Source organism: Streptomyces sp. TLI_146 (assembly GCF_002846415.1).
Lineage (GTDB): Bacteria > Actinomycetota > Actinomycetes > Streptomycetales > Streptomycetaceae > Streptomyces.
This window is the reverse complement of record NZ_PJMX01000001.1, coordinates 7,267,173-7,285,013: the sequence shown is the minus strand read 5'-3', so window position 1 is coordinate 7,285,013 and position 17,841 is coordinate 7,267,173. Positions and strand designations below refer to the sequence as shown.

General features: G+C 72.4%; 13 protein-coding genes. 3 read left to right on the top strand and 10 right to left on the bottom strand.

Annotated elements, in window-relative coordinates; genetic code table 11:
- From BX283_RS32400 to BX283_RS32365, 8 genes are read right to left on the bottom strand one after another with little or no spacing between them, the layout of a single operon-like run.
- Window positions 1–1,053 (bottom strand): MCE family protein, encoded by a 1,053-nt coding sequence (locus tag BX283_RS32400; RefSeq protein WP_101390981.1) that lies wholly within the window; start codon window positions 1,051–1,053, stop codon window positions 1–3.
- 17 nt (window positions 1,054–1,070) lie between these two features.
- Window positions 1,071–2,144, bottom strand: coding sequence for an MCE family protein (locus BX283_RS32395; protein WP_101392701.1), 1,074 nt, complete (start codon window positions 2,142–2,144; stop codon window positions 1,071–1,073).
- The gene (locus BX283_RS32390) at window positions 2,141–3,175 is read right to left on the bottom strand and encodes an MCE family protein (RefSeq protein ID WP_101390980.1); all 1,035 of its coding nucleotides are present in this window, start codon (window positions 3,173–3,175) and stop codon (window positions 2,141–2,143) included. The genes BX283_RS32395 and BX283_RS32390 overlap by 4 nt, the downstream gene beginning before the upstream one ends.
- Complete coding sequence (locus BX283_RS32385; protein ID WP_101392700.1) at window positions 3,172–4,461, bottom strand: MCE family protein; 1,290 nt, start codon at window positions 4,459–4,461, stop codon at window positions 3,172–3,174. Before BX283_RS32385 ends, BX283_RS32390 begins: the two co-directional genes overlap by 4 nt.
- A gap of 17 nt (window positions 4,462–4,478) precedes the next feature.
- The gene (locus tag BX283_RS32380) at window positions 4,479–5,342 is read right to left on the bottom strand and encodes an ABC transporter permease (protein WP_101390979.1); all 864 of its coding nucleotides are present in this window, start codon (window positions 5,340–5,342) and stop codon (window positions 4,479–4,481) included.
- 1 nt (window position 5,343) lies between these two features.
- Window positions 5,344–6,165, bottom strand: a complete 822-nt coding sequence (locus tag BX283_RS32375; protein ID WP_101390978.1) for an ABC transporter permease — start codon at window positions 6,163–6,165, stop codon at window positions 5,344–5,346.
- Window positions 6,162–7,214, bottom strand: coding sequence for an ABC transporter ATP-binding protein (locus BX283_RS32370; RefSeq protein ID WP_101390977.1), 1,053 nt, complete (start codon window positions 7,212–7,214; stop codon window positions 6,162–6,164). Before BX283_RS32370 ends, BX283_RS32375 begins: the two co-directional genes overlap by 4 nt.
- A 14-nt stretch (window positions 7,215–7,228) precedes the next feature.
- Window positions 7,229–8,725: a DUF6801 domain-containing protein gene (locus tag BX283_RS32365; RefSeq protein ID WP_101390976.1), complete on the bottom strand. Its 1,497-nt coding sequence runs from the start codon at window positions 8,723–8,725 to the stop codon at window positions 7,229–7,231.
- Window positions 8,726–9,447: 722 nt separating this feature from the next.
- Here BX283_RS32365 and BX283_RS32360 point away from each other — a divergent pair.
- Window positions 9,448–10,731 (top strand): helix-turn-helix domain-containing protein, encoded by a 1,284-nt coding sequence (locus tag BX283_RS32360; RefSeq protein WP_101390975.1) that lies wholly within the window; start codon window positions 9,448–9,450, stop codon window positions 10,729–10,731.
- Here BX283_RS32360 and BX283_RS32355 read toward each other — a convergent pair.
- Window positions 10,667–12,574, bottom strand: a complete 1,908-nt coding sequence (locus BX283_RS32355) for a long-chain fatty acid--CoA ligase (protein ID WP_101390974.1) — start codon at window positions 12,572–12,574, stop codon at window positions 10,667–10,669. The two genes, BX283_RS32360 and BX283_RS32355, sit on opposite strands and share 65 nt — an antisense overlap.
- A 238-nt stretch (window positions 12,575–12,812) precedes the next feature.
- Here BX283_RS32355 and BX283_RS32350 point away from each other — a divergent pair, with 238 nt between their 5' ends.
- A complete protein-coding gene (locus BX283_RS32350; RefSeq protein WP_101390973.1) occupies window positions 12,813–13,808 on the top strand; it encodes an urea transporter in 996 nt (331 codons plus the stop codon).
- A 71-nt stretch (window positions 13,809–13,879) separates the two neighbouring features.
- Window positions 13,880–15,958: an MDR family MFS transporter gene (locus BX283_RS32345; RefSeq protein ID WP_180357307.1), complete on the top strand. Its 2,079-nt coding sequence runs from the start codon at window positions 13,880–13,882 to the stop codon at window positions 15,956–15,958.
- 30 nt (window positions 15,959–15,988) lie between these two features.
- On the opposite strand, the gene phsA is transcribed toward BX283_RS32345, so the two are convergent.
- Window positions 15,989–17,812 carry an O-aminophenol oxidase PhsA gene (gene phsA, locus BX283_RS32340; RefSeq protein ID WP_101390972.1) on the bottom strand — a complete coding sequence of 608 codons (1,824 nt, stop codon included), beginning with the start codon at window positions 17,810–17,812 and terminating at the stop codon, window positions 15,989–15,991.
- Window positions 17,813–17,841: the final 29 nt, after the last annotated feature.

Below are 17,841 nucleotides of genomic sequence, written 5' to 3'. Positions count from 1 at the left end.
TCACCGCCCGGCCCCCGGTGCGCTCGGCCGCCCGTACGTCTCGGCGGCGGGCAGCGGCAGCGGTCCGAGCTCGTTGAGATCGGCGCGGCCGTCGATGGTGCGGGTCGCCGGGTCGTAGGCGTTCTCCAGGTTGGCGGCGGCGAGCGGCAGCGTGTCCAACGCCTCGCCCAGGGAGGCCCGTTGGTCGACGAGCGACTGGGTGAGCGTGGCGAGCCGGTCGACGTCCTTCTTCAGCTTGCCCCGGTTGTCGCGGATGAAGGTCCTCACCTGGCCGAGGGCCGTCCCGAGCCGGCCCAGGGCGGCCGCGAGGTCGTCCTTCTCGCCCGCGAGGAAGGTGGTGACGTCGCCGAGCCGCTGTTCGGTGGTGCGGACCGTGCCGTCGTTCTCCTTCAGCATCGTGACGAACGACTGGAGCCGGCGCACGGTCCTGACCAGGTCGGCGCTGGATCCGCCGAGCACCTTGGCGGCGCCGCCGAGCTGCTGGACGGTACGGCCGACGGCGTCGCCGTTGCCCTTGAGGTTCTTGGCGCCGGTGTCGATGAGGTCCGAGAGCGCGCCCTTCTTGTTGGCGCCGTCGGGACCGAGCGCCTCGACGAGGCCGCTGACGCTCTTGGCCAGCTCGTCGACCTCCATCGGGGTCGCGGTCCGCTCGCGCGGAATCACCGCCCCGTCCGCCAGCATCGGCCCGCTGCCGCTGTAGGCGGGGCTGAGCTGCACGAAACGGCCGGAGACGACGCTCGGGGCGACCACGACCGCCCGCACGAGCTGCGGAATCCGTACGCCCTTGCGCACGCGCAGAGCGACCCGCACCTGGCGGCCCTCGGGCCGGATGCGGCCGACGCTGCCGACCCTTACGCCCAGGACGCGCAGATCCGACCCTTCGTGCACGCCGACCGTCCGGTCGAAGTACGCGGTGAGGTGCAGGGCACCGTCGTCGCCCAGGACCCGCACGGCGACGGCCGAGACGCCGGCCGCGACCAGCAACGCGAACGCGACGCCGAGCGCGAGGAGCTTGCGCGGCCGGGGCGCAGCGGCTCCGCGCGGCCGGGCCACGGTGAATCGCGAAGGCCTCAACTCCGGCTCTCCTTCCCTGGTTTCGGTCCCGTGGCCTTGGGCGGCATACAGCCGTCCGGCGGTGGGCTGCCCGGGGGCAGATACGTCCTGGGGACGAGGCCGCACAGATAGCTGTCCATCCAGTGGCCGTTGCCCAGGGTGTTGCCGACGAGGCGGTAGTACGGGCCCGCCTGGGCCAGGATCCGGTCGAGGCCCGCCTTGTTCCTGGCGAGGACCGCCGTGACGCGGTCGAGCGAGTCCAGCGCGGGCCCGAGCCTTGCCCTGTTGTCCGCGACGACCCCGCTGAGCTGGATGCTCAGGTTCCGCGCGCCGGTGAGCAGGCCGTGGATGGCGTCCCTGCGGTAGCCGACCTCGGCGAGGAGCTGCCCGCCACTGGCCAGCAGGCCGCGCACCCGGTCCTTCTTGCCGTCCAGCGTCCTGGTGACCTGGTCGGTGCCCTTGAGTAGCCGGGTGATCTGCTCGTCGCGGCTCGCGATGGTCAGCGACAGGTCGGCCAGTCCGGTGACGGCCTTGTGCACGCCCGGCGGGGTGTTCCTGAAGGTGGCCGAGAGCGTCTCGAAGCTCTTGGCGAGCGTCCGCGTGTCGAGTTCACCCACGGTCTCGCCGAGTCCGTCGAGCGCGTCCAGCACGTCGTACGGGGAGGTCGTGCGGGTGATCGGGATGCGCCGGTGCGGGTTCTGGGCGGCGGTGCCGCGCGGGTCGACCGCCAGGTACTTGGAGCCGAGGAGCGTCCTGATGGCGATCCCGACCGTACTGGCGTCGCCGACCCAGGCGTCCTTCACGGTGAAGGACACCTTCACCTTGGGCCCGTCGAGCCCGACCGCGTTCACCTCCCCGGCCTTCACGCCCGCGATGCGGACCTCGTCGCCGGGGTGGAGCCCGGCCGACTCCTTGAAGTCGGCGGTGTAGCGGGTCCCGCCGCCGAGGAACGGCAGCGCCTTGACGTTGTAGACGAGCAGCCCGATGAGGGTCATGGTGAGCAGACCGACGACGGCGATCGCCACGGGGTGCCGTTCGGCGAGCGGTCTGCGCGCCCGCTCGCGGCCGCGCCGGACGCGTGCTCGTATCATCGGCGGCACCTCTGGTCCTTGGTCGCGATGCCGGTGGGCGGCGGGCTGCCGTCGTCGGTGGCGACGCCTGTCACCCTGGCCTCGCAGAGGTACAGGTTGAGCCAACTCCCGTACGAGGCGAGGCGGGTGACGGCCCGCATCTTGTCCGGGGTGCGCCGCAGGAACTGCTCCAGGAGCGGCCCGTCGTCGGCGAGATTGGCGGAGACGCGGCCGAGCTGGTCGATGCTGTCGCGCAGCGGCGCCCGGCCCTCGTCGAGCAGTCCGGCGGTGCTGGTGGTCAGCGCCGACAGGGAGCTGATCGCCTGCCCGATGGGCTTGCGGTCGCCGGAGAGGCCCGCCACCAGCTCGTCGAGGGTGTCGATCAGGCCGGTCAGCCGGGTCTCGCGGGTGTTGACCGTCCGCAGCACGGTGTTGAGGCCGTCGACCACCGACCCGATCACCGCGTCCTTGGCGGCGAGCGTGCTGGTGACCGACCCGATGGTGGTGACCAGGCTCTCCACGGTGGGGCCCTCGCCCTGGAGGACCTGGACGACGGAACCGGCCAGCTTGTTGGTCTCGGCCGGGGAGAGCCCCTGGAACAGCGGCTGGAAGCCGTTGAACAGCTGGGTGAGGTCGAGCGCGGGCGAGGTGCGGCGCAGCGGTATGGTGCCGCCCGGCCGCATCGGCGGCTGCCCGAGCGGGCCGGTGCCGCGCTCCAGGGCGACATAGCGCTGACCGACCATGTTGAGGTATTTGATCGAGGCGGTGCTGGAGGCGGGCAGGACCCGGCCTCGCTTCACGGAGAACCGCACCTCCGCGTACCGCCGTTGGACGATCTCGACCGACTCGACCTGACCGACCTTGACGCCCGCGATCCGTACCGAGTCGCCCTCGGTGAGCCCGGTGGCGTCGGTGAACCACGCCTTGTACGTGTCCTTGTCGCCCAGGCCCGTGTTGCTGATGCTCAGCGCGAGCACGGTGGTGGCCAGCACGGTGACCAGGACGAAGACCGCCGACTTGAGGAGCGGTCCGGTGAGGGGGGCCCGGTTCACTTCAGCCTCACCTCCGCGCCCCGCAGCACCGGCCCGGCGAGCACGCTCGACCAGTCGGGCAGCGCGTCGGGCGTCCGTCGCTCCCCGGCCGCGAGCACCTCGTTCACCAGGGCGTTCTCCTGCGGCGAGTTGGCCACGCCGAGCCCGCCGCCGACGGTGGCGAGCGCCGGGGACGCCGGGGCCTGCCCGGACCCGGGCCCGCCACCGTACGGGACCGGGTAGCAGGCCGGGCCGCCGGTGGCGGTGTAGGCCGGGGCGTCGTGGCCCGGCCGGTAGGCGCCCCGGTCCCGGACCACCGTCACGTCGACGTGCAGCCCCGGGGCGTCGGTGCCCTTGCCGAGGGCGCGGTCCATCGCGGGGACGAAGTCGGCCAGGGTCTTCAGGGTGCAGGGGAAGGCCGGGGCGTACCGGCCGAGGATCCGGAGGGTGGGGCGGCTCGCGGCCGTGACCCGGATGAGGTTGGCCCGGTTCTGCCGGATCCAGGTGGTGAGGTCCTGGGACGAGGTGGTCACCGACGCGTACACCGTCGCCAGCCGGTGCTGCTCGGCGGCGAGCGTGGCGCTGGTGGTGGTCGCGTCGTAGAGCGCGTCGACGATGTCGGGCGCCGCCCGCGCGTACCCCTCGCCAGCCCGTACGAACTCCTTGATGTCCCGGTTGAGGACGGGCAGCTGAGGGTTGAACTTGCCGAGATAGGCGTCCAGTTGGGCGAGCGAGGCGCCGATCCTGTCGCCGCGTCCGCGCAGCGCGTCCGAGACGGCCGTGAGGGTCGCGGAGAGCTTCTGCGGCTGTACGGCGGTGAGCAGCGGCAGCAGGTGGTCGAGCGCCGTCTCCAGTTCGACGGCGTTGCGGCTGCGGTCCTTCGGGATGACGCTGCCGGGCGCCAGCGGTCGCGCGGAGGGCCGGGCGGGCGGCACGAGCGCCACGTACCGCTGGCCGAAGAGCGTGGTGGGCAGCAGTTGGGCCGTGACGTCCGAGGGCACCCGGCGCAGTTGCCCCGGCTTCATGGCCAGGGTGAGCCGGGCGGTCCGGCCGTCCGTGTCGACCTTCGCGACGCGCCCGATCACCACGCCCCGCAGCTTCACGTCGGCCTGCGGACGCATCTCGTTGCCGACCGTTCCGGCCTCCACGACCACCCGGGCGGTGGACTCGAAGTCGTGGTGGTAGAAGGCGAGCGAGAGCCAGATCAGCGGGACCGGCAGCAGCAGATACACCAGCCCGGCCAGCCTGCGGCGACGGGCGAGCACGGTGTCCGCCGGACGCGCCTTCACCCGGACACTCGCAGGCATCTCCCGCACGGGCGCGCTCATCCCGCCACCTTCACCGTGGTCGTGGCGCCCCACAGCGCCAGGCTGAGGAAGAAGTCGGTGACGCTGATCAGCACGATCGCGGTCCGCACCGACCGGCCGACGGCCACGCCGACGCCCGCCGGTCCGCCGGTGGCGCGGTAGCCGTAATAGCAGTGCGCCATGATCACCATGACGCTGAAGACCAGCACCTTGAGGAAGGAGAGCAGCACGTCCGTGGGGGCGAGGAAGAGGTGGAAGTAGTGGTCGTAGGTGCCGGTGGACTGGTTGTTGAAGAGGACCGTGACCATCCGGGACGCCAGGAACGACCCGAGCAGCCCGATCCCGTACAGCGGGACGATCGCCACCGCGCCCGCCACGATCCGCGTCGAGACGAGATACGGCATCGACCGCACGCCCATGCTCTCCAGCGCGTCGATCTCCTCGTTGATGCGCATCGCGCCGAGCTGGGCGGTGAAGCCCGCGCCGACCGTGGTGGACAGGGAGAGCGCGGCGACCAGCGGGGCGATCTCGCGGGTGTTGAAGTACGCGGAGACGAAGCCGGTGAAGGCGTCGGTGCCGATCTGGCTGAGCGCCGCGTACCCCTGGAGGCCGACGACGGTGCCGGTGAAGACGGTGATGCCGATCATCACGCCGACCGTGCCGCCGATGACGCTCAGCCCGCCGCTGCCGAAGGAGACCTCGGCGAGGAGGCGCTGGACCTCCTTGGGGTAGCGGCGGACCGCGCGCGGGATCCACAGCAGGGCGCGCAGGTAGAACAGGAGCTCGTCGCCGGGGCGGTCCAGCCAGGCGAACAGCCGGCTCGGCTCGCGTGTCCCCGTGTCGGTGGCGGTGCGGCCGCGGGCCCGGTCCAGGAGCGCCATGTCACAGCCCCTTCGCCGGGACGAGCTGGAGGTAGAGGGCGGTGAGCACCATGTTGACGAAGAAGAGGATCAGGAAGGTGAAGACGACCGACTGGTTCACCGCGTCCCCCACACCCTTCGGCCCGCCCTTGGGGTTCAGGCCCCGGTGGGCGGCGACCACTCCGGCGATGAACCCGAAGAGCACCGCCTTGAGTTCGCCGATCAGCAGGTCGGAGAGCTGGGCGAGAGCGGAGAAGCCGGCGAGGTACGCGCCGGGGGTGCCGTGCTGCACGATCACCGCGAAGAAGTAGCCGCCGAGCGTCCCGACCACCGAGACCAGGCCGTTGAGCAGCAGCCCGACCGACATGACCGCCAGCACCCTGGGTACGACTAGCCGTTGCACCGGCGAGACGCCCATGACCTCCATGGCCTCCAGCTCCTCGCGGATGGTCCGCGCCCCGAGGTCCGCGCAGATCGCCGAGCCCGCGACCCCGGAGATCAGCAGCGACACGATGAGCGGGCTGGCCTGCTGGACGAGGACGAGGACGCTCGCGCCCCCGGTGAAGGACTGGGCGCCGAACTGCTGGATGAGGGAGCCCACTTGGAGGGCGATGACCGCGCCGAACGGGATCGTCACCAGCATCGCGGGCAGGATGGTGACACTGGCGATGAACCAGAACTGCTCGACGAACTCCCGCACCTGGAAGGGCCGACGGAACGTCAGCCGTACGACGGTCCAGCCGAGCGCGAAAAGCCTGCCGGTCTCGCGCAGCGGGTTGAGGACCCGCAGCGGCGGCCGTACCGCGACGGCCTTCTCGGCCACCGGCTCGGAGGGCGCGCTCATGCGGGTCCCCCGCCCTCGTAGGTGTGCAGGGGCCTGGTCCGTACGAGCGTCTCGGCGCCGTTGGACGTACGGGGTGGTGTCGCCGTATCCCGCAGATCCGCCTCCACGGCCGCGCGGGCGGCGGGCGGCAGCTCGTCGAGCAGCTCGCGCACCCGGGCGCGGCGGCGCTGGACCGCCCGGCGCGGCGGCAGGCCGGGGGTGGGTTTCAGCTGCGGGGCGAGAGCGCGCCGGGTGGGCGGGCCGACGACGAGACCGTGCGAGGCCTCCTCGGCGAGGGTCGCCCGGTCCTTCTCCTCCGACATGCCGATGGGGCCGGCCCTGCGCCCGTTGAGGAACTGCTCGACCACCGGCTCCTCGCTGGTCAGCAGCACCTCGCGGGGACCGAAGGCGACCAGCTCGCGGCAGAACAGCATCCCCATGTTGTCCGGGACCGTGGTCGCGATGTCGGTGTTGTGCGTGACGATCAGCATGGTGGCGTCGAGCTGGGTGTTGATGTCGATGAGCAGCTGGGAGAGGTACGAGGTGCGCACCGGGTCGAGGCCCGAGTCCGGCTCGTCGCAGAGGATGATCTGCGGGTCGAGGACGAGCGCCCGCGCGAGCCCGGCCCGTTTGCGCATCCCGCCGGAGATCTCGCCGGGCAGCTTCCGCTCGGCGCCCACCAGGCCCACCACCTCCATGCGCTCCATGACGATCCGGCGGATCTCCGACTCCTTCTTGCGGGTGTGCTCGCGCAGCGGGAAGGCGATGTTGTCGAAGAGGCTCATCGAGCCGAAGAGCGCCCCGTCCTGGAAGAGCAGCCCGAAGAGCTTGCGGGCCTCGTAGATGTCCCTCTCGCGGCTGTTGGCCATGTCGACGCCGTCGACGAGGACCCGGCCCCGGTCGGGGCGCAGCAGTCCGACGATCGCCTTCAGGAACACGGTCTTGCCGGTGCCGGAGGGGCCGAGCATCACGCTGATCTCGCCCGCGGGCAGGGTGAGCGTGACGTCCTGCCAGATGGTCTGCCGTCCGAAGGCCTTGGTCAGCCCCTCGACGACCACGTCGATTCCCATGGCTTCGCAGCTCCTCAGCGCCGGGGCAGTTCGGGGACGGGCGGGGCGCTGCCGGCCCCCGCGAGCTGCCCCTGCCGGATCCGGACGGCGTTGCCCGGGCCGGAGAGGGCGGCGGTGAACAGCGGCGACAGGTCCTCGCCCCGACTGCCGCAGCCGGCGAACGGCGGGATGGCGATCTCCCCGTCGAGGACCCCGCCGGTCAGGAAGTTGTACGCACCGCTCAGCACGGTGTCGAAGGGCCGGGCGGTGCGGCAGCGCGGCCCGACGTCCAGCGGCACGCCGTTGACGCGTACGTCGTGGATGCGCAGGTGCTGCCGGTAGGCGATGGTGGTGGTGAACGTCTCGCCGCGCCGGATGTTGACGACGGTGACCGGCTCCGGCTCGAAGCCGACACTCGCGCTGGTGGGCTGGAAGCCGAAGGTGAGGAACGTGGAGCGGGCGTCGGGGAAGCGCAGCAGCCCCACCGAGTCCGACTCGTCGTAGTCGGGGGCGCTGACCGTGCGCTTGCCGAGGTTGAGGTGCATCGGGCCGGGGCTGTCGTGCGGATCGTTGACGACCATCGCGCTGCCGAGCTTGTGCACGGTGGCGTACCCGACAGCCACCACGCAGAGCGAGGCGCCCAAGTGCCCCTCGACCGCGCCCGGTGGCGGCTTGGGCAGCCTGCTCGGGTCGAGCTCCCCGGCGGGCGGGTCCGCCGGGCAGACGGGCGCGGTGGCGAGCGGGGCGGGACCGACCTGGATCGCGGGCTGGTGCGTCCGGGTGCCCGCAGTCGTGGAGGGGGCCGGGGCAGTACTCGGGGCGGAGGGCTCGGTCACCGTCCAGACGGCGAGACGCGGGCCGGTGGGTGCTGCGGGTCGGCAGCGCAGCTCCAACGGGGCTGTGGAAGCGGGGAGTTGAGGTGCACCGGGCGAGTCCGAGGCTCCCGGAGCCGGCGTCGAAGCCTGTCCCGACGGGGAGGCCGGTGCCGACGGGGAGGCCGGGCCCGACGGCGAGGCCGGTGCCGGTGTCGCCTGAAGCATCAGCGTCAACTCCCCCGCCACGAGCGTCACTTCCCCCGGCGAGCCCAGCGTGATCACCGGAACCTCGCCCGCGAACACGGGTTGCGGCCCATCGGCCCCCGCACGGGCGGCGGGCGCGACGAGCCCCGCCCAGTCGGCGCGGGCCGACGCCCCGTTCTGCGCGACCTCGACGGCGAGACGGGCGGTGCCGGAGACCTCGGCGGTGCCCGGCGGCAGGAGGGCGGTGACCGCGTCCCGGGTCAGCTCGGGGCGTACGGTGAACCGCTCGGTCCGCAGCGGCTGTCCGGGGCGGCCGCCCGTCGGATGGACGCCGGCGAACCCGACGGTGACGGCCCGGTGTACGGAGCCCGCCGCACAGTCGTAAATGGCCTGAACGCCCGTCTCACGGTCCCGCGCAATTGTCCCCGACGCCGGAACAAGGCCGAGGAGAAGCGCGATCACGCCGAGCGTGGCGGCGATAGCGGCACCACGCCGGTCGAATGCACCGCCCATGGCTCTGCTCCTGTGAATAGCGGTTCTACGGGCGCCGGGAACGGCCGATGTCGCCGTGACGTTACGTACGGGTAACCCGGTGCCGCAATACCGCTTCCGCGCGAATCTCCGCGCTCCTCGCCCGCCGGTGATTACTTGTCACCGGCGCCACAATTCCGGGCGCTCGCCTTATCAACGGCGGCACACAACCCCGCGCACGCAGAAGCGGGGCCCCGCGATCCGGGGGGACGGATCGCGGGACCCCGCCGGGATCCGCAGCCCTGGGGCGTGGGCCGCGCCGCCGGGGAGCGGGCGGCGGCCCGCCGTGAGGGGCGGCGAGAGCCGTCGACCCCGGGGCACCCAGGACGCTACGCGCGGGGAATCGGGCGGTGCAATACCCGACGGCCGAATCCGGCCGCCGAGCGCGCGGCCGCCACGCGCACGCATGTTATTGCGCGTGCGCCGACCACCCCCGGAAATTCGTACACAGGTCAACGTTTTCCGTCATGTTCGGGCAATCCCATTGCCACTTGTACGCCGGGGCGAGCACCTTTGTGTCCGGCCAGTACGAGAACCCGTCACGGGGCACACATTTCCTCCGTACGCACTGGTGCCTTCGGGCGCGGGCTGGTCTATGTTGCAGATGTTGTGAGTTGACGTCGGCCCCGCAGCAGGCCCACGGTGCGTCGCCCACCCGAGCCGAACGTCGAGCCGTACGTCCCGGCCAGTGAAAGGGACAGCGCATGCCGAACGCCCTCCACGCCTCGGCCTCCTCGGAGCAGCTGGGACCGATCCCCCGGGAGCTCGCCACCATCATGTGGCCCGAACTCCCGCCGCTGCTCGACGAGATCAAGGCCGAGGTGATCCGCGCCTACCCGGAGTTCGCGGACGTCTTCGCGGGCCCGCACGGCCGGTTCGTGCACTCGGCGATCGAGCAGAGCCTGACCATCTTCGTGGACCAGGTGGTACGGCCCTCGGTGCCCTCGCCGCTGCGGGACGAGATGATCCGTACGTTCGGCCGGTTCGCCGCCGCCCACGGCCGCAGTCTCGACACCCTGCGCGGCACCTTCCGCATCGGCGCCCGGGTCGCGCTGCGCCACACCAAGAAGGTGGGCAAGCGCTACAACCTCTCCCCGGTCTTCATGCTGTCGTTCGCGGACACCCTGTTCGCGTACATGGACCAGTTGGAGGCGCTGGCCAGCGAGGGCTATATGGAGGCCAGGTCGTCGGCCGAGGACGACCAGGACGAGTTACGGAGAAAGATCCTGCGGCTCATCGCGTCGGGCAGCGGCACGCCCCGGGCCACCCTCGTCGAGCTGGCCGAACGGGCGGGCTGGCAGCTGCCGGAGGAGCTGACCCTGGTCGCGCTGAGCGCCGGGGCCCACCCCGCCCGCACCGCCCTGCACGGCGACGTGCTGATGGACCTCGGCGACCCGCAGCCGTATCTGCTGGTGCCCGGCGCCCTGGACGCGGAGCGCCGCTCGGCCCTCGCCCAGGCGCTCGGCGGGGCGCGCGCGGCCGCCGGGCCCACGGTGGCCCTGGCCGGGGCGGCCGACTCGCTGCGCTGGGCGCGCCAGGCGCTCGGCCTCGCGCTGTCCGGGATCATCACCGAGGCGCCCGTCGTCCACTGCACGGACCATCTGGTGACCCTGCTGCTCATGTCGGACCCGGCGCTCCTTGAACTGCTCGCGGCCCGTGAACTGGCCCCGCTCCAGGGCCATACGGCGACCCGCCGGGAGCGCCTGATCGAGACGTTGCGGGCGTGGCTGGCCACCCGTGGCACCGCCGCCCAGATCGGCGAGGTGCTGCACATCCACCCGCAGACCGTCCGCTACCGGATGCGCAACCTCGACGCGGCGTTCGGGCGCCGGCTGGCCGACCCCGAGCACCGCTTCGCCACCGAGGTCGTGCTGCGCGCAATGCATCTGCGCGAGCGCGCCGACGCCCTGCCCGCCTCCTCGGTCACCCCTGCCCGTACAGCTCCTCGATCTCGTGGGCGTACGCGGCGGCCACCGCCCGCCGCTTGACCTTCAGGGACGGGGTGAGCAGTCCATTCTCCTCCGTGAACTCCCCCGCCACCAGCCGGAACCGGCGGATCGACTCGGCCCGCGAGACCGCCGCGTTGGCGTGGTCCACGGCCTTCTGCACATCCGCGACGAGCTCCCGGTCGTCCACCAGCTCCTCGACGGGGGTGTCCTCGGGCCGCCCGCGCACGGCCAGCCAGTGCCGGAGCGCCTCGGGGTCGAGCGTGACCAGCGCGGCGACGTACGGGCGGTTGTCGCCCACGACGACGCACTGGCCGACCGGCGGACGGCTGCGCAGCCGGTCCTCCAGGACGCCGGGCGAGACGTTCTTGCCGCCGGAGGTGACCAGGATGTCCTTCTTGCGGCCGGTGATGGTGAGATAGCCGTCGTCGTCGAGCCGGCCGAGGTCGCCGGTCGCGAACCAGCCGTCGGCCAGGACACCGTCGGTGGCCTCGGGGTTGTTCCAGTAGCCGCCGAAGACGATCGGCCCCTTCACCAGGACCTCGCCGTCGTCGGCGATACGGACCGAGGTGCCGGGCACAGGCTGCCCGACCGTGCCGGGGCGCGGGCCGAGCGGCGGGGTGAGGGTGGCGGCCGCGGAGGTCTCAGTGAGCCCGTACCCCTCGAAGACGAGGATGCCGGCGGCGTAGAAGAAGAGGCTCAGCTCGGGGTCGAGGGGCGAGCCGCCGCTGAGCGCGTACCGCAGCCGCCCGCCGAGCTCCTTGCGCACACGCCGGTAGACCAGCAGGTCGTACAGCGCATGGCCGAGGCGGAGGGCGGGGCCGGGCCCCTTCCCCTTGCCGAGGAAGTGGTTCAGCGCCGCCTCGCCGTACCGCACGGCGATCCGGTCGGCGCGGTCGAAGGAGGCGGCGCGGCCGATCCGCTCGGCGGTGGCCCGCCCGGTGTCGTGGATCTTCTCGAAGAGGTACGGGACGCCGACGACGAAGGTGGGTCTGAACTCCCGTAGTTCCGGGCGCAGTTCGTCGGGCTTGAGGCTGGGCCAGTGGCCGAGCTCGATGCGCGCCAGCATGCAGGCGAGCTGGAGGGTGCGGCCGAGGATGTGGGCGAGCGGCAGGAACAGCAGGGTGGCGGCGGCCCGCTTGCTGACCTCCCGGAAGACGGGGTGCATCAGCTCGACGGTGTTGGCGGCCTCGGCGTACAGGTTGCCGTGGGTGAGCACGCACCCCTTCGGCCTTCCGGTGGTGCCGGAGGTGTAGCAGAGGGTGGCGACGGTGTCGGGGCCGAGTGCGGCGCGCCGCTTGGCGAGCTCCTCGTCGTCCGTCTCGCGCCCGCCGACGGCGAGTTGGGCCAGAGCGCCGTCGTCGATGACGAACACCCGGCGACCCTCGGTGGCCGCCCCGGCCGTCCGCACCTCGGCGCCGCTCTCCGCTATGAGCATCCCGGCGCCGGAGTCGGCGAGGATCCAGTCGATCTGCTCGGCCGAGGAGGTGGCGTAGACGGGGACGCTCACCCCGCCCGCCGCCCAGATCGCGAAGTCGAGGACGGCCCACTCGTAGCGGGTGCGCGACATCAGGGCGACGCGCCCGCCGGGTTCGAGTCCGGCGGCGACCAACCCCTTGGCGGTGTCGGCGACTTCACGGGCGAAGGCGGCCGCGGTGACCGGCCGCCAGCGCCCGCCGCGCTTGCGGCGCAGCACCACCGCGTCCGGCGCCTCGGCGGCGTTGGTGAACGGGATGTCGGCGACGCTGCCCGTGCCGGGCCCGGCGGCGAGCGGGGCGACCCGCGCCTCGCGCACCTCACCGCCCTCGCGCACGAGCTCCACCCGGGCCCGCCCGGTGAGACCGCCGCGTCGCACGGCCGTCCTCAGATCCTTCCGTACGCCCATGCGTCGACTCCTCTGCTCGGCTCAGGGCGGAGTGGTACGGAGCACTTACCGGTGGTACGAGAGATGACTGACTGGTCAACTTACCGTCGCGTAACGAGAAATCAATCCCACCGGATCCGCCGAGCCGGGCGGGCGATCGTGGGAGGTTCCGACCAGAGCGCACCTCTTGCCCCGGCCTGGCCCGCGCCCCTTACAGTGCCCTGGGCCGTCGGGGGCCCGTCGGACGGGAGGGATTCAGGTGGGGCACTCGCGCGCCGCGCGGTGGGGGCGGTTCGCCGTCCACGTCCTGCGGGGGCAGGCTCAGGTCGACTTCGTGCCGAGCGCCGTGACCGGCGCGGTCTTCTCCGTAGGGCTCTTCGTGGCGGGCTGGCACTACGGCCTGTACGGGCTGCTCGGCACCGCCGTGGGCACCGGCACCGCCCGGCTCCTCGGCGTGGAGCGGGGGCGGGTCGCGGCCGGGCTCGAAGGGTTCAACGCCTGTCTGGTCGCCGTGGGCTTCGCGGTGGTCCTGGGAGCCGGGCACCTGTCCACCGCGCTGCTCGCGGCGGGCGGCTGCGCGGTGGTCACCGTGGTCGCCGGGGCGACCGCGACCGTGCTGCGCACCTGGGGCCTGCCGACCCTGACGCTCCCCTTCTGTCTGACGGCGAGCGCCATGACGATCGCGGCGCCGGCCTTCGGCAAGGTGTGGCACCAGGGCGACGGCCCGGCCGCGCTCGCCCGCGCCGCCGAGGGCCCGGTCGCCCCGGGCCTGCGCGACCTGGTGCACGGCTTCTTCGCCAACGTCGCCCAGATCTTCCTGGTGCCGCAGTGGTACGTGGGGCTGATCTTCCTCGCCGGGATCTTCGCGGCCGACCGGCTCGCGGGCGCGATGGCCTGCGCGGGCAGCGCCGTCGGGATCCTCACGGCCTGGGCGCTGGGGGCACCGGCGGAGCGGATCGCGGACGGGACGATGGGGTACAACGCGGTGCTGGTGGCGATGGCGCTGTGCGGGGTGCTGCTCGCCGCCGACCGGTGGAGCCTCGGGTTCGCGGTGGTGGGGGCGGCGGCCGCGACGGTCCTGGGCCCGGCGCTGAGCGCGCTCCTCGCCCCGGCCGGGGGCCGCCCGTTCACCTGGCCGTTCGTCCTGACCACCCTGGTCTTCCTGGCGTCGGTCCCGGCGCTGCCGAGACTGCGGCGCACGGGCGCGCCGCTGCCCGCCGAGCCGGACCCAGCCCGCGCGCCCCTGCCCGGCTGACCCACTGTCCGGGCTCACCCGCACGGCCTACAGGGCATGCGCCCCACCTGCGGTGGTGTGAGGGTGCCAGTGTGACCACAGCCAGCGACACCGCGCCCTCGGCACCCGCCGCGCCGCCCGTGCTGGACGTCCGCCAGCGCAACATCGTCTTCGGCACGATCATGCTCGGGATGCTGCTGGCCGCGCTGGACCAGACGATCGTGGGCACCGCGCTGCCGACGATCGTCTCGGACCTCGGCGGCGCCGCGCACATGTCCTGGGTGGTCACCTCGTATCTGCTCGCGGAGACCGTCGCGACCGCCCTGGTCGGCAAGTTCGGCGACCTCTTCGGCCGCAAGGTGGTCTTCCAGGTCTCGGCGGTCGTCTTCATCACCGGCTCGTTCCTGTGCGGGCTCGCGACCAACATGTCGCTGCTCATCGCCTGGCGGGCGCTCCAGGGCATCGGCGCGGGCGGGCTGATGGTCACCGCGATGGCGCTGATCGCCGATGTGATCCCGCTGCGCGAGCGCGGCAAGTACCAGGGCGCGATCGGCGCGGTGTTCGGCGTCGCCACCGTCATCGGGCCGCTGCTCGGCGGGCTGTTCACGGACCATCTCAGCTGGCGCTGGGCGTTCTACGTGAACGTGCCCATCGCGATCCTGGTGGTCATCGCCGCCGCCCGCACCATCCCCTCGATCCGCTCGGTCGCCAGACCGGTGATCGACTACCTCGGCATCGGCCTGGTCGCGGCCGGGGCGAGCGCCCTGATCCTGGCGACGAGCTGGGGCGGCAACGAGTACGCCTGGACGTCGCCGGTCATCCTCGTGCTCTTCGCGGGCGGGGTGGCGGCGCTGGCCCTGTTCTGCTGGGCGGAGACCCGGGCCGTCGAGCCGATGCTGCCGATGCGGCTGTTCCGCAACCCCGTCTTCACGGTCTGCTCGGTCCTCAGCTTCATCGTCGGCTTCGCGATGCTGGGCGCGATGACGTTCCTGCCGACCTACCTCCAGTACGTGGACGGCGACTCGGCGACCGTCTCGGGCGTGCGCACGCTGCCGATGGTGGTCGGGCTGCTGATCGCGTCGGTCTTCAGCGGCAACGTGGTCAGCAAGACCGGCCAGTACCGGATCTTCCCCATCGTGGGCGCGCTGGTGATGGGCGTGGGGCTCTATCTGCTCTCGCTGATGGGACCGGACAGCGGCGCCTGGCTGGAGTCGCTGTACATGTTCGTGCTCGGCCTCGGCATCGGCCTGTGCATGCAGGTCCTGACGATCGCCGTGCAGAACACCGTCGACTACGCCGACCTCGGCACCGCGACCTCCGGCGTGACCTTCTTCCGTACGCTGGGCAGCTCGTTCGGCACCGCGGTCTTCGGCACCATCTACGCCAACACCCTCAAGCCGAACCTGGCGGACGGGATCGCGGCCGCCGCGAAGGCGGGCGGCGCGGACCCGGCGGCGCTCGCCAGGGCCGCGCAGTCCCCCGAGGGCCTCAAGTCGCTGCCCTCGGCGACGGCCGCGCCGATCGTCCAGGCGTACGCGGACTCGCTGCACACCGTCTTCCTGTGGACCGTGCCGGTGGCGGCCGTCGGGTTCCTGGTGGCGCTGTTCCTCAAGCAGGTCGAGCTGCGCGACACCGCCCGCTCCTCCTCCACCGACATGGGCGAGGGCTTCGCGCAGCCGTCGGCCGGCGACTCGCAGCGGCTCCTCGAACTGTCGGTCGGCAAGATCGTCCGCAGTACGGGCATCGACACCGCGCGCCACATCGTGACCCGCTCCGACTCCCGGCTCGACATGGCGGGCGCGTGGGCCGTGATGCAGGTGGAGCTGTTCACCAGGATGGTCGGGCACGCGGGCCTCGGTCTGATCGCGGCCCGCCGCCATGTGCCGCCGGAGGTGCTGGTGCCGGTCTTCCAGCGGATGGTCGACGAAGGCTTCCTGACCCGCGAGGGCACCTACTTCACACTCACCGAGGGCGGCCGCCGCGAGGTCGACGCGATCAGCGCGTCCTGGTCGGACTGGCTCAACGAGCAGTTGGAGCGCGACCGGGGCAGGCCGCGCAGCGCGGAGCTGCGGGCCGCCGCCGACGCCATCGCCAAGCGGCTGCTGGCCGAGGACCTGGCCAACGGCCTGCCCCCGGCCGACCGCGAGACAGTGGGCGCGGCCAGGTCCTGACCGCGCCCCGATCCGAGGAGTCCCCGTGCCTCAGCCCGTATGCCCCCCGTGGCCGCCGTGCCCGGCGTGGTCGAACTTGAGCGCCTCCGGCGGCGCCACCACGAACGGCCGCATCATGCCCATGTCCTCGTGCTCCAGCAGATGGCAGTGGTACATGAACCGGCCGTACGCGCCGTCGAAGCGGCCCAGGACCCGCACCAGCTGCCCCGCCGGGACCCGGAAGACGTCCTTCAGTCCGCGCTCGTTGGGCGCGAGCGGGACCGGCCGGGTCGCGTCGTAGGCCACCGGCTTGCGGGTGCCGCCCAGCTTCGCGTCGAAGCCGTCCACGGTGTACGCGTCCCGGCCCATCAGCTGGAAGTCGGCGAGGTGGATGTGCATCGGGTGGACGGGACCGCCGAGGTTGAGGAAGCTCCACTGCTCGAAGGTGCCCTCGGCGACGGTGAACCCGAGGCCGTCGTTGAAGGTGCGCGAGATCCGCCGGTACGTCTTCACCGTGCCGTCGGCGCCCTGGACCTGGACCACCCCCTCCGCCGGCCCGGTCGGCCCTTCGGTGACCTCGGCCATCTCCCAGATCTCCGGGTGGCCGCCGCCCCCGACGGTGCCGGGCGGGGTGAGCACGATCAGCCGGTGGCCGTGGTGCACCTGCCCGTGCTCGTACCGCCGGAAGGAGCCGGAGAGGACCTGCGGCAGGACGAACGTGTCGGGCTCCGGGCACTCGCGCACCCGGAACTCCATCACCTGCGGATAGCGGACGTTGTTCACCGGGTCGGGCACCCCGGCGGGTTTGCCCGCGCCCTTGTTGACCAGGCGCAGGCTGCGGCCTTCGAGCTGCCGGAAGTCGACGAGCAGGTCCATGCGTTCGGCGGGCGCCACGGTCAGCGTCGGCAGCGCCGCGTCGAAGCCGACCGTCACCGGGGCGGGCAGCAGTCCCCCGTCGCTGCCGATCTGGTGCAGGACGCCGGGCACCGGGTTGTCCTCCTCGTCGAGCAGGACCAGGTCGTAGATACGGGCGTTGGAGGCGTTGACGAGCCGGAAGCGGTACCAGGCGGCGTCGGCTTCGAGGTAGGGCCAGATCACTCCGTTGACCGTGGTGAACGGGCCGGTGAAGGGGGCCGAGACCGGCCGGCCCGTCTCGGCGTTCTTCGGGTCGACGACGATCGTCTTGTGCAGCAGCCGCCCGTTGAGGCGCCCGTCCTCGTCGGTGTCGAGGTTGCGGTCGGCGAGGATCAGCGGCATCTCCCGCTCCCCGCACGGCAGCCGCAGCGCGTCCTCCTCGTCGTCGCGCACCAGATACGTGCCGACGAGCCCGGTGTACACGTTGAACCGGGTGATGTTCATGGCGTGGTCGTGGTACCACCACTGCACGGCTTGGTGGTCGTTCGGGTACTCGGAGAGCTGGGCGTCGCCCTCCGCCACCGCGTTGTCGGCCCAGCCGTCGTTGCCGCCGCCGGTCTGGGCGCCGTGCAGATGCGTGACGGTCCAGGCGGGCAGCGCGGCCACGTCCGCACTGGCCTCGACGCCCCCGCGCCCGGCCTCCGTGGTGGCGGGCGCGGTGCCCGGCGGACGCACCGGCACCTCGACGGCGGTGACCGGGTACTCGCTGCCGCGCGGCACCCGGTTGGTCCACGCGATCCGCACCCGCTCGCCGCGCCGCACCTCGATGGTGGGGCCGGGCACGGTGCCGTTGTACCCCCACATCAAGGTGGGCGGGAGCTGGCTGTGCAGCCGCACCCAGGTGGGGCGGACGGCGATCTCGGTCTCGTGGTGCACATCGGCCCTGGCGGGCCGCAGCACTTCGGGAATCGGTAACCGGTCGGTGTACGGGACGAGTTCGTCCCCGGCGGTGTCGGACATCTTTCCCCCTGTTTCCCCCGTGATCCGGG